This window comes from Agrobacterium sp. LY4, from assembly GCF_001526585.1.
Taxonomy (GTDB): Bacteria; Pseudomonadota; Alphaproteobacteria; order Rhizobiales; family Rhizobiaceae; genus Agrobacterium; species Agrobacterium leguminum.
Window position 1 is genome coordinate 60,019 of record NZ_ASYA01000018.1, and the last position, 12,738, is coordinate 72,756.

Here is a 12,738-nt window from a genome sequence, read left to right on the forward strand (position 1 = left end):
TGCCATGACCGATCTCATAGACCTCAACACGCTCGAAATCCTGGCGCTTTACCGGGACAGGAAGCTTTCGCCATCGGAATATTGGCAGGCGGTGGAGGCGCGCATCGATGCTTTCGAACCGGTGGTGAATGCGCTTTACGCCTACGATCCGGAAGATGCACGCAGGCAGGCGCTGGCCTCGACGCAACGTTGGCAAAAGGGCAAAACGCTCGGGGCTCTCGATGGCATTCCGGTTTCGCTGAAGGAATTGATCGCCACGAAAGGCCATCCGGTGCCGCTCGGCACCAAAGCGGTGGAACTGGTGCCCGCGGTTGAGGACGCGCCGGTGGCCGCCCGCTGCCGTGAGGATGGCGGGATTATTTACGCCAAGACGACCTGCCCGGATTACGGCATGCTTTCCTCCGGCCTTTCCAGTTTCCACAAGCTCAGCCGCAATCCGTGGGATCCCACCCAGAACCCCGGCGGCTCCAGCGCCGGTGCTGCCTCGGCAGGGGCTGCAGGTTACGGCACGCTGCATATCGGCACGGATATTGGCGGCTCGGTGCGGCTGCCGGCGGGGTGGACCGGCCTGTTCGGTTTCAAGCCAAGCCAGGGCCGCATCCCGGTCGATCCCTATTATACCGGCCGCTGCGCCGGACCGATGACCCGCACTGTTGCCGACGCCGCCTATGCCATGGCGACGCTTTCCCGCCCCGACTGGCGCGATGGCACGGCGCTGCCGCCCAACGATATCAACTGGATGGACCTCGATATTAATGTGAAGGGCCTGAAAATCGGCCTGATGCTGGATGCAGGCTGCGGCCTGCTGCTGGACGAAGAGGTGCGCGATGCCGTGCTTTCCGCCGCGAAACTGTTCGAGGCGGCGGGCGCCATCGTCATCCCGGTCGCGCCGGTGCTGACACGCGAGATGCTGGATGGGCTGGACGATTTCTGGCGGGCGAAGTTCTGGGGCGACATGGCGGCGCTGAGCTCGGACCGTCGCGCCGCGATCCTTCCCTATATTCATGAATGGGCGCAGAAGGGGGCGGATATTTCCGGTTCGCGCGCCGTTTTCGGTTTCAACCAGACCATGGAAATGCGTAAGACCTGCGGGCGGTTGATGCAGTCCGTTGATGCGGTGATTTCACCCGTCAATCCCATCGTGTCCTATCCGGCCGACTGGGCCTCGCCCACCAATGATCCGGAACGGCCCTTCGAACATATCGCCTTCACCGTGCCGTGGAACATGTCGGAACAACCGGCCTCCTCGATCAATTGCGGTTTCTCCAAATCGGGAATGCCCATCGGCTTGCAGATCGTCGGGCCGCGTTACGAGGATTTGTTCGTGCTGAAGCTTTCAAAGGCCTTCGAGAATTGGGGCGGCGGTGTGAGACGCTGGCCGCAGCCGCCGCGGGCCGCTGATCCACCTTTATCGGCCCTGTAGTATTGCCATAATACCCGCATCTCGATCCCGCCTGTTAGGGTGCCCAAAGGCATTCGAAAACGGGAGGAGCAGATATGCCGAAGAAGATTTTGATGATCGCCGGCGATTTCGCCGAGGATTATGAGACCATGGTGCCGTTCCAGACCTTGGCTGCGGTCGGCCACACGGTGCATGCCGTCTGCCCGGGCAAGAAGGCGGGCCAGACCATTGCCACGGCCATCCATGATTTCGAGGGCGACCAGACCTATTCGGAAAAACGCGGCCATAATTTTGCGCTCAACGCCACCTTCGCCGATATCAAGGTTGCGGATTACGATGCGCTGGTCATTCCGGGCGGACGCGCGCCGGAATATCTGCGCCTCAATGCGGATGTGCTCTCGGCGGTGAAACATTTCTTCGAGGCCGACAAGCCGGTTGCGGCCGTCTGCCACGGTGCACAATTGCTGGCGGCAGCGGGTGTCTTGAAGGGTCGCACCTGCTCGGCCTATCCCGCCTGCCGCCCGGAGGTGGAACTGGCTGGCGGCACCTATGCCGATATCGCCATCGATGCGGCGGTTACCGATGGCAAGCTGGTGACGGCGCCCGCATGGCCGGCGCATCCGGCCTGGCTTTCGCAATTCATGGCCGTGCTCGGGAAATAAGGCCGGCGAAACGGGGCTTTTTCCGGCCCCGTTTTCCGCCTATCTTTCAGGCGTGGTGAGGGAGGAAACCATGTGCAAGCTTTTCATCAAGGCAGACCCGGCGCTTTGGGAGAGCCATACGCGGTCGCTCAGGATCGATGGCATGGTCACCAGCGTGCGGCTTGAAAACTTCTTCTGGGCGACGCTGGACGAGATCGCGCGGCGCGACGGCATGAACAGCGTGCAGCTGATCGCCAAGCTTTATAATGAATCGATCGATGCCGGGCACGATCTGGGCAATTTCACCTCGTTCCTGCGGGTCTGCTGCGGGCGTTATCTGGCGCTTCAGCTTTCCGGCGATATTCCGGCGCGCAGCGATATTCCGATTGCAGCGCTGGATGCGGACAGCATTCTCGATGCGGAAAAGGTGAATTATCACTAGGCGGTCACAGTACACTCGACGTCATCCTCGGGCTTGTCCCGAGGATCTGCCGGCGTATCGTTTTTTTCGACGTGATTAGATCCTCGGGACAAGCCCGAGGATGACGTGGGAATGGTTCGAGGATTCCCCTCTCTCGCATTCTCCTCAACTCTTCAGCGCCCTTGGATCAAGCGCATCGCGCACCGCATCACCGATATAGTTGACGCTCAGAACCGTCAGCGAGATCGCCAGCCCTGGCCACAGCACGCGCGAGGGCGTCAGTTGCAGGAAGTTCGCGCCATCGAACAGCAGCCGTCCCCAGGTCGGGAAATCGGAGGGGAAGCCGAGGCCGAGGAAGGACAGCGCGGATTCCGTGATGATGGCGGCGGCAATGCCGAGCGTGGCCGAGACCATGATCGAGCTCAGCACATTCGGCAATATATGCCTGAGGATGATGCGGTATTCGCGCATGCCGCTCGATTTCGCCGCCATGATGAATTCCTGGCTTTTGATCGTCAGCACGTCGCCGCGCACGATACGGGCCGTATGCATCCAGCTGGTTATCCCGATCACGAAAACGATCAGGATGAAGATGCCGGTTTCCGGCCCGAAGGCCGCGCGCAGCGTATCGCGGAACAGCATCAGGATGACGAGCAGCAGCGGCAAAAGCGGTAGCGCCAGGAACAGGTCGGTCAGCCGCATCAGCGGGCCGTCGAGCCTGCGGAAATAGCCAGACAGCACGCCCACCAGCGTTCCGAGAAACAGCGCCAGCAGCATGGCGGTGATGCCGACGGCAAGCGAGATACGGCCGCCGGCAAGAACCTGCGCCAGCATATCCTTTCCGAGATTATCGGTGCCGAAAGGATGCGCGAGCGACGGCCACTGGTTGCGCGCCTTCACATTGATGGTGTTGGGCGCAACGGTGTGGATATAGGGGCCGACATAGACCGCCAGCAGGATGAAGACGAAGACGAAGAGGCCCGCCACGCCGCCCTTGTGAACGCGGAACTGTTTCCAGATATCGGCAAGGGCGGATTGTGTGGGGGTGGCCGCAACCGTCGGCGCTGCGATGGTGGCGTCAGTCATAGCGGATCCTCGGGTCGAGAATGCCGTACAGCACGTCGGCAATCAGGTTGAAGAGCACGATAAGCACCGCGAAAATGAAGGTGAGCGTCTGCACCAGCGGAATATCCGCGCCCTGAACGGCGGTGATCAGCAATTGGCCAAGCCCGTTCACGCGGAATATCTGTTCGGTGATGATGGCGCCGGAAAAGATCGTCGGCACGCCGAGCGCAATCACCGTCACCACCGGGATCAGGCTGTTGCGCAGCACGTGGATGAGCAGGACGGATTTTTCCTTCACGCCCTTGGCGCGTGCGGTGCGCACATAATCCTGATGCAGATTGTCCAGCATGGAGGCGCGCACGAAGCGGCTGATCTGCGAGACATTATAGAGCGTCAGCACCAGCACGGGCAGGAACATCTGCTTCACCTGCGCCACGAAACTTCCCCAGTCGGTCACCTGAAGGTTGGTGTCGTAAACGGACGGGAACCATTGCAGATAGGAGCTGAAGATGACGACCAGCAGCACGCCGGTGAAGAAGGTCGGCACCGAATAACCGACCATCGAAACGAAGGTGCCGATCTGGTCGAAGATCGAATATTGCTTGTAGGCGGAAATGACGCCGATCGGGATCGCCAGCAGCGCACCGAAGAGATAGGCGAGGCCCACCACCCACAGTGTCTGCGGCATGCGCTGAATGACGAGATCGACCACCGGGCTGCGTGTCGCCCAGGAGAGCACCCGCATGCGGCTGCCATCGCCGATCTGCCAGCCGGTCAGCCTTTCAATGAGGTTCAGCGGTTCGTTGATGAAGAATTGCTGCAGCCACATCAGGTAGCGGATGAAGAAGGGCTGGTCGAGGCCGAGCGAGGCGCGGATTTGCTCACGCACTTCCGGCGGGATGGTGAGCGGCAGGTCGCCGGTCGGGTCGTTCGGCGCAAGATCGAGCAGCGCGAAGATGACGAAGCTGATGACAAGCAGCGTCGGTACGGCAAAGGCAAGCCGCCGGAGCGTAAAGGTAAACATCTGAAACTCTCCAGACCCAGAGCGCGACAGGACGAAAATTGGGAGCGTTTTCGCCTTAACGCGGCAAATGTGTCTTCAGATCATGGTCCAGGGGCATGCAGAAGGCCGGCCTCTCCGGATGGAGAAGCCGGCGCATCTGCGTGTTACTTCTTGCGGGACCAGTCCGCGACGTTCCAGAGTTCCGAATCCCAGGCATTCATGCGAACGCCTTCCAGCGTCAGCGAATGCGAGGAAACGCTGCCGCGGTGGATGAGCGGAATATGCGCACCTTCCTCCGTCAGCATGTCGTTCAGCTGCTTGGAAATCTCACCGCGCTTGGCAAGGTCTGCGGTCTTGGAGAGTTCGCCGACCAGCTTGTCGAATGCCGGGTTGCAATAACGCGGAATGTTTTGTCCCTGCCAGCCGTTAGCGGGTGCCGGGATCTTGTCGCACAGCCATTCCGCCAGGTATTTTTCCGGGTCGGTGCCGTCGAAATTGTTGGTGTACATTTCGACGTCGGCATAAAATTTCTGGAAGGTATCCGGGCTTGCCGGGTCGCCGCCGAAGAAGACCGAGGCGCTGACATTGCGCAGTTCGGAAGCGACGCCGATCTGCGACCACATGTCCTTCACCAGCTCCTGCGTGGCCTGGCGAACCGAGTTGGTGGAGGTCTGGTAGAGGAAGGAGAGCTTCACGCCATTCTTGGCACGAATGCCATCGGCGCCCTTCACCCAGCCGGCATCGTCCAGCAGTTTGTTTGCGCCTTCCACATCCTGCTTCAGGCACCAGCTGTCATTCTTGGTGGAAGCGACGGCTTCCGGAGCCGGCACGATGTTGCAGGTCGGCTTGCCCGCTTCGCCATAACCCGCTTCGTCGATGACATCGCGGTCGATGGCGAGCGACAATGCACGGCGCACGGCGGGGTCGGAAAGGGCCGGGTGCGGGCCGGCCTGCTTGGTGGAGCGCTTTCGCCCAGCGAAGGATCGGCATTGTACCAGTTGAGATTGATACGCTCGACCTGGGTGCCGAAGGCTGTCTCAAGCTTGCCCTTACCGGCGGCCACCATGGTGGCGAGGATTTCCGGCTCCACCTGCATGTTCCAGGCATAGTCGAACTCGCCGGTTTCCAGCACGGCGCGTGCGGCGGAAGCGGCATCGCCGCCGCCCTTCAGGGTCGCCGTGGCGAAGGCGGGCTTGGCGGGGTCGCGGTAATTGGTGTTGGCGACGAAGCTGATCACGTCGTTCGGCTTGAAATCCTTGACCACGAAGGGGCCGGTGCCGATGGGACCGAAATTGGCGGATGTGCAGCCGGGTGCGGCAGCGCCGACGCATTTTTCAAACTGCTTCTTCTGGATGACCGGCGACTGTGCGCCGACGAATGCGGAATAGGGGTAGGGTTTCGGTTCGGTGAAGCTGACCTTGACGGTGTGGGCGTCGACGGCCTCGACATTCTTCACGCCCTCATATTGCGCCGCCTGCGCGCAGCCGCCATCCGGTGCGGTGCAATATTTCCAGGTGAAAATAACGTCCTCGGCGGTGAGCGGCGTGCCATCCGACCATTTCACGTCGCTTTTCAGCTTCCAGGTCATGCTGAGCAGATCCTTCGCGACGCCGCCATTGTCGATCGTCGGAATTTCGGTGACCAGCATCGGCACCAGCTCGCCTTTTTCGTCGTAGCGCGCCAGCGGCTCAATCACCATGGACGAGCTGTAGACTTCCTTCGTGCCACCGGAAAGATAGGGATTAAGTGTCGATACCGCCTGCCAGAACAGGATTTTCAGTTCGCCGTCACTGCCACGCTCGGCATGGGCGGCAGAGCCTGCCAAGGCCATGGCCGCCACCGTGCTGGCAAAGAGAACGCTGCGCTTCTTCATTGTCGTTTTCCCCTTTTTGGATTTTATCTATTTGAATGTTTGACGCTTTTCCCGTCGTCATGTGCAAGGTCTGTTATTCTAAGTATTTGACTTTGCTAAGGAATATTCCTCCATTCCCGATGATGCTATTGTCAGTTTTTTTGAAAAGCAAGTCCCAATGTTTCTTTGATGAACAAAAATTGAGCCATTCAGTTTTGGGCCTATTTTTCGCTCATGCAGCAAATTTCATGCTTGCAAAACGAGAAATTCCAAACGCAATATGGCGTCCGACAACCCGGCGGGGAACAAAAAAAGGGAAAAAGAGAATGCCGATATTGAACCGTGTGGCTGAAATGCAGGAAGAAGTTGCCGGCTGGAGGCGCCATCTGCATGAACACCCGGAACTGCTCTACGATGTCTTCGAAACATCGAAATTCGTGGCCGAAAAACTCAAATCCTTCGGCTGCGACGTGGTCGAGACCGGCATCGGCAAGACCGGCGTGGTCGGCATCATCAAGGGCCGGCACGGGGATGGCCCGACCATCGGTTTCCGCTCCGACATGGACGCGCTGCCGATCCTCGAGACGAGCGGCAAGCCCTGGGCTTCGAAGACGCCGGGCAAGGCCCATTCCTGCGGTCATGACGGGCACACCGCCATGCTTCTGGGTGCGGCGCAATATCTGGCCGAGACCCGCAATTTCAAGGGCTCCGTGGCGGTGATCTTCCAGCCGGCGGAAGAGGGCGGCGCGGGCGCGCTCGCCATGCTGAACGACGGCATGATGGAGAAATTCGGCATTTCGCAGGTCTATGGCATGCATAATGAGCCGGGCATTCCGGTCGGCAATTTCGCCATCCGCAAGGGATCGACCATGGCGGCGGCGGATAGTTTCGAAATCGTCATCACCGGCAAGGGCAGCCATGCGGCCGCCCCGCATCTTTCCATCGATCCGGTGCTGACCTCGGCGCATGTCATCATCGCCCTGCAATCCATCGTCTCGCGGGAGACGGATCCGCTGAAATCGCTGGTCGTCACCGTCGCCACCACCCATGGCGGCACGGCCGTCAATGTCATTCCCGGTGCGGTGACGCTGACGGGAACGGTGCGCACGCTGCTGCCTGAAACCCGCGATTTCGCCGAAAAGCGCCTGAAGGAAGTGGCGACCGCCACCGCCATGGCGCATGGCGCCACCGTGGAGGTGAAATATCATCGCGGTTATCCCGTCACCTTCAACCACAGTGACGAAACCGAATTCGCGACCGGGGTGGCGATGGGCGTGGCCGGTGCGAACGCCGTCAACACCAATCCCAACCCGCATATGGGGGCCGAGGATTTCTCCTACATGCTGGAAGCGCGCCCCGGCGCCTTCATCTTCATCGGCAATGGCGATACCGCCGGGCTGCACAATGCGGCTTATGATTTCAACGACGATGCGCTGCCTTACGGCATCAGCTACTGGGTTTCGATGGCCGAAACCGCACTTGCTGCGTAAGACATCCGGCGGCCTTCATGGCCGCCTTTTGCTTTTCAGGAGATCGGCATGCTTTTGGCGGCGACGTCCATGGAACAGACCGGCGGTTCGGTAAGCCCGGTTTTATCGGTTCAAAATCTCACCACATCCTTCCGCGTCGATGGCGGCTGGAAATCCGTGGTCCGCAATATGAGTTTCGAGATCGCGCCGCGCGAAACGGTGGCGATCGTCGGTGAGAGCGGCTCGGGTAAAAGCGTCACCTCGCTCTCCATCATGCGGCTCCTCGATAAAAAGACGAGCCGCATCGAAGGCAAGGTCATGCTCGGCGGGCGCGACCTGCTGGCGCTGCCGGAAGAGGAGATGCGCAAGGTTCGCGGCAAGGATATCTCAATGATCTTCCAGGAGCCGATGACCAGCCTCAACCCGATCTTCCCGATCGGCAAGCAGATTGCCGAGGCGCTGACCGTGCATCAGGATATTTCCTCCTCCGCCGCGCGCGCCGAGGTCATCCGCCTGCTTGAGAAGGTCCGTATTCCCAATGCGAAGAACCGTTTCGACGATTATCCGCACCAGTTTTCCGGCGGCATGCGCCAGCGCGTGATGATCGCCATGGCGCTCGCCTCCAAACCGAAATTGCTGATCGCCGACGAACCGACGACGGCGCTCGATGTGACGATCCAGGGCCAGATTCTTGACCTCATCAAGACGCTGCAGGAAGAGGAGGGCATGTCGGTCCTGTTCATCACCCATGATATGGGTGTGGTGGCGGAAGTCTCGGACCGCACCATCGTCATGTTCCGCGGCGATGTGGTGGAAACCGGCACCACCGACGACATCTTCCATCGCGGCCGCCATCCTTATACGCGGGCGCTGCTTTCGGCGGTGCCGAAGCTCGGCTCGATGAAGGAGAGGGTGCTGCCGGCCCGTTTCCCGATCATCGATATCAAGACCGGCGAAAGCCAGCCCGTTGCGGAGGTGAAGGATACGGTCTCCGGCGGCCGCACGCCCATTCTTTCGGTCAAGGACCTCACCACCCGTTTCGATATCCGCACCGGCCTTTTCGGCCGCAAATCCGGGGCCGTGCATGCGGTGGAAAAGGTCTCCTTCGATCTCGCTGAGGGCGAAACCCTGTCTCTCGTGGGCGAATCTGGGTGCGGCAAGTCCACCACGGGCCGCTCCATCACCCGGTTGATCGAGCCGACATCCGGCAATGTCATGCTCGATGGCTACGAGGTGCTGAAGCTCGACAAGACGACGCTGCGCACCATGCGCCGCAGCGTGCAGATGATCTTCCAGGACCCTTTCGCCTCGCTCGATCCGCGCATGAGCATCGGCACGGCGATCATGGAGCCCTTTATCGAGCATCGCCTCGGAACCAAGCAGCAGGCCCGCGAAAAGGCGGCCGATCTTCTGGAAAAGGTGGGCCTCAGCCCGGATATGATGCGGCGCTTCCCGCATGAATTTTCCGGCGGCCAGCGCCAGCGCATCGCCATTGCCCGCTCGCTGATGCTCGACCCCAAGGTCATCGTTGCCGATGAAAGCGTCTCGGCGCTCGATGTCTCGATCAAGGCGCAGGTCTGCAACCTGCTGCTCGACCTGCAACAGAGCCTCAACCTCGCTTTCCTGTTCATCAGCCATGACATGGCGGTGGTGGAGCGCGTCAGCCACCGGGTGGCGGTGATGTATCTCGGCGAGATCGTCGAGATCGGCCCGCGTGCGGCGGTTTTCGACAATCCGCAGCATCCCTATACGAAAAAGCTGATGTCCGCCGTTCCTGTGCCGGACCCGGCGCGGCGGCAGATCCGGCGCAACATGGCGACCGACGAGATCAAAAGCCCGATCCGGCCGGTGGACTACGTGCCGCCGCAGCGGCATTACCGCGAGGTTTCCGCAGGGCATCTGGTGCAGGAAGCGGCGTGAATGAGGGTACGGGCATAAACCCAGCATCGTCACCCCGGACTTGATCCGGGGTCCAGCGCGATCAAGTCCTTGATCGCGAAAGACTCTTCATGGCGCAGACGCGCCGTGGCTGGATTCCGGCTCAAGGCCGGAATGACGGAAAAATAACGACACGGACGTATAAGCCGTCAGTCACCGTTCCTCATCCGCCGATTTTCGCGCCGAATAGTCTTTCCGTCCATCCGCCGTTTGACAGCCGACGCAAAAAAATGCCAGCAAATGCGCAAGCATAATTCTTAAAGGGCAGCGGCATGGCCAGACGAAACGACGCACATGGACGGCTGGACGATGCGGCCCGTGCCGGCTGGCTGTATTATGTCGCCGGCCGCACGCAGGATGAGATCGCCGCCGCCATGGGCATTTCCCGGCAATCGGCACAGCGGCTTGTGTCGCTTGCCGTCGCCGAGCGGTTGATCAAGGTCCGGCTCGATCACCCTATCGCCGCCTGTCTCGAAAAAGCCGAACGGCTGAAAGAGAAATTCGACCTGAAATATATCGAGGTGGTGCCGAGCGATCCGGCCGGCGTCTCCTCCACGGTCGGCATTGCCGAGGCCGGGGCGGCGGAAATCGAGCGCTGGCTGAAGAATGCCGATCCCATCGTGCTCGCCATCGGCACCGGCCGTACATTGAAGGCCGCCGTCGACCAGCTGCCGCCAATGGAGTGCCCGCAGCACCGCATCGTCTCACTGACGGGCAATATCGGGCCGGATGGATCGGCCGCCTATTATAACGTCATCTTCAGCATGGCCGATGCCATCAAGGCGCGGCATTTCCCAATGCCGCTGCCGGTTCTATGTTCTTCTGCGGAAGAGCGGGAACTGCTGCACGACCAGTCCATGGTGCGCTCCACGCTGGCGCTGGGTTCCGCGGCCAATGTCACCTTCGTCGGTGTCGGCGAACTCGGTGAAAACGCACCGCTCTGCGTCGATGGTTTCCTCGGCGTGGATGAGATGAAGGCGCTGATGGCAAGCGGTGCCGTCGGCGAGATTTGCGGCTGGATGTATGATGCCAATGGCCGCATTCTAGAGCATTCCGTCAACGAGCGCGTCGCCTCCGTTCCCATCCCTTCAAGAGACACCTGCACCGTCATCGGCATGGCGCAGGGCGCACGCAAGAACGCCTCGATTCTGGCGGCGCTGAGGGGCGGTCTGCTGAACGGCCTCATCACCGATGAAGTCACGAGCGAATATTTGCTCACTCACTGAGCAAAAATTAAACACATAAAATCAAAGGCTTGGCTTTTCCATGTGCGTCGCAGCACAGGATGTCGCTTGACTTTTTTGCTGATGAGGTGAGTAAATGCCCTAGAGCAAAGCGAATGCTCATCATTTTTCTTCTGGGAGGAAGATATGACATTGAAGACCATTTTGCTGGGCGCATGCTCGGCACTCGCCTTTTCGACCCTTGCTTCCGCCGAGACGCTGACCATCGCGACCGTGAATAACGGCGACATGATCCGCATGCAGGGTCTGACCTCGGACTTCACCACCAAGAACCCCGACATCAAGGTCGAGTGGGTGACGCTTGAAGAAAACGTCCTGCGTGAGCGCGTGACGACCGATATCGCCACCAATGGCGGCCAATACGACATCATGACCATCGGCAATTACGAAGTGCCGATCTGGGCCAAGCAGGGCTGGTTGCTGCCGCTCGAGAAGCTCGGCGACAAATATGACGTCGACGATCTGCTGCCGGCGATCCGCGGCGGCCTCTCCAGCGAAGGCAAGCTTTACGCCGCGCCCTTCTATGGCGAATCCGCCATGATCATGTATCGCAAGGACCTGTTCGAAAAAGCCGGCCTGAAGATGCCCGATAGCCCGACCTGGGAATTCATCGGCGATGCCGCCCGCAAGATCACCGACCGTAAGGCCGATATCAACGGCATCTGCCTGCGCGGCAAGGCCGGCTGGGGCGAAAACATGGCCTTCATCAGCGCGCTGACCAACTCCTTCGGCGGCCGCTGGTTCGATGAAAACTGGAAACCGCAGTTCGATCAGCCAGAATGGAAGAGCTCGCTGCAGTTCTACGTCGATCTGATGAAGGATGCCGGTCCGTCGGGCGCATCCTCCAACGGCTTCAACGAAAACCTGACGCTGTTCCAGCAGGGTAAATGCGGCATGTGGATCGACGCCACGGTCGCTGCTTCCTTCGTCTCCAACCCGAAGGATTCCACCGTTGCCGACAAGGTCGGTTACGCCATCTTCCCGACCCATGGCGAGCTGAAAAACCATGGTAACTGGCTGTGGTCGTGGAACCTCGCGATCCCGAAGAGCTCGCAGAAGGCGGAAGCGGCCGAGAAGTTCATCTCCTGGGCAACCAGCAAGGAATATACCGAGCTTGTCGCTTCCAAGGAAGGCTGGGCAAACGTGCCTCCGGGCACCCGCACCTCGCTTTACAAGAATGCCGAGTATGAAAAGGCCGCGGCCTTCGCCAAGCCGACGCTTGCCGCGATGGATGCCGCTGACATCACCAAGCCGACTGTAAAGCCCGTGCCTTACACCGGCGGTCAGTTCGTGGCGATCCCTGAATTCCAGGCGCTCGGCACCACTGTCGGTCAGCTTTTCTCGGCGGTCGTTGCTGGCCAGTCCAGTGTTGACGATGCGCTTGCGGGCGCCCAGTCGACAGCAACGCGTGAAATGACCCGCGCCGGTTACATCAAGTAATCCTCCCGAAGATCGCTGTCCGGCGCCAATGCCGGGCAGCGAACCTTGGGGACGGCAAGCCGCCGGTCTGTACGGCGGCGTTTAAGCCCTTCAAATCAAAACAAGAATGAGCCGGTTCTTCCGGATATGCCGGGCGCATGTCGTGACGCCCAGGCCCAAGGGGAGGTGAGTGCAATGGCAACTCGAAACACGAGCGGTCTGGCGCGGGTGATGCTTGCGCCATCGGTGCTGTTATTGCTGGTGTGGATGATCGTGCCTCTGGC

General features: G+C 60.3%; 9 protein-coding genes and 2 pseudogenes. 8 read left to right on the forward strand and 3 right to left on the reverse strand.

Going from position 1 to position 12,738, the window contains the following annotated elements; all coding sequences use genetic code 11:
* Positions 1-4: 4 nt before the first annotated feature.
* The 3 genes from L904_RS16495 to L904_RS16505 all read left to right on the forward strand — a co-directional run bounded on the left by L904_RS16495 (position 5) and on the right by L904_RS16505 (position 2,485).
* Positions 5-1,423 (forward strand): amidase, encoded by a 1,419-nt coding sequence (locus L904_RS16495; protein WP_020813220.1) that lies wholly within the window; start codon positions 5-7, stop codon positions 1,421-1,423.
* Between the two features lie 74 nt (positions 1,424-1,497).
* Positions 1,498-2,064, forward strand: coding sequence for a DJ-1/PfpI family protein (locus L904_RS16500; protein WP_020813219.1), 567 nt, complete (start codon positions 1,498-1,500; stop codon positions 2,062-2,064).
* Positions 2,065-2,134: 70 nt separating this feature from the next.
* Positions 2,135-2,485: a ribbon-helix-helix domain-containing protein gene (locus L904_RS16505; RefSeq protein ID WP_020813218.1), complete on the forward strand. Its 351-nt coding sequence runs from the start codon at positions 2,135-2,137 to the stop codon at positions 2,483-2,485.
* Positions 2,486-2,629: 144 nt separating this feature from the next.
* Here L904_RS16505 and L904_RS16510 read toward each other — a convergent pair whose 3' ends face one another.
* From L904_RS16510 to L904_RS16520, 3 genes and pseudogenes are all read right to left on the reverse strand, one after another.
* The gene (locus L904_RS16510; protein ID WP_020813217.1) at positions 2,630-3,550 is read right to left on the reverse strand and encodes an ABC transporter permease; all 921 of its coding nucleotides are present in this window, start codon (positions 3,548-3,550) and stop codon (positions 2,630-2,632) included.
* The gene (locus tag L904_RS16515) at positions 3,543-4,553 is read right to left on the reverse strand and encodes an ABC transporter permease (protein WP_020813216.1); all 1,011 of its coding nucleotides are present in this window, start codon (positions 4,551-4,553) and stop codon (positions 3,543-3,545) included. The genes L904_RS16510 and L904_RS16515 overlap by 8 nt, the downstream gene beginning before the upstream one ends.
* Before the next feature lie 143 nt (positions 4,554-4,696).
* Positions 4,697-6,405 (reverse strand): annotated as a pseudogene (locus tag L904_RS16520) (peptide ABC transporter substrate-binding protein).
* Positions 6,406-6,710: 305 nt separating this feature from the next.
* On the opposite strand from L904_RS16520, the gene L904_RS16525 reads away from it, so the two are divergent.
* From L904_RS16525 to L904_RS28415, 5 genes and pseudogenes are all read left to right on the forward strand, one after another.
* Positions 6,711-7,874 carry a M20 aminoacylase family protein gene (locus L904_RS16525; RefSeq protein WP_020813214.1) on the forward strand — a complete coding sequence of 388 codons (1,164 nt, stop codon included), beginning with the start codon at positions 6,711-6,713 and terminating at the stop codon, positions 7,872-7,874.
* Between the two features lie 48 nt (positions 7,875-7,922).
* A complete protein-coding gene (locus L904_RS16530) occupies positions 7,923-9,773 on the forward strand; it encodes an ABC transporter ATP-binding protein (RefSeq protein ID WP_020813213.1) in 1,851 nt (616 codons plus the stop codon).
* Positions 9,774-10,063: 290 nt separating this feature from the next.
* Entirely contained in the window at positions 10,064-11,017 is a 954-nt protein-coding gene (locus tag L904_RS16535; protein WP_020813212.1) for a sugar-binding transcriptional regulator, read from the forward strand.
* Positions 11,018-11,161: 144 nt separating this feature from the next.
* A complete protein-coding gene (locus L904_RS16540) occupies positions 11,162-12,475 on the forward strand; it encodes a sugar ABC transporter substrate-binding protein (protein ID WP_003524929.1) in 1,314 nt (437 codons plus the stop codon).
* A gap of 174 nt (positions 12,476-12,649) precedes the next feature.
* Positions 12,650-12,738: pseudogene (locus tag L904_RS28415) on the forward strand (sugar ABC transporter permease); the annotation flags it as partial.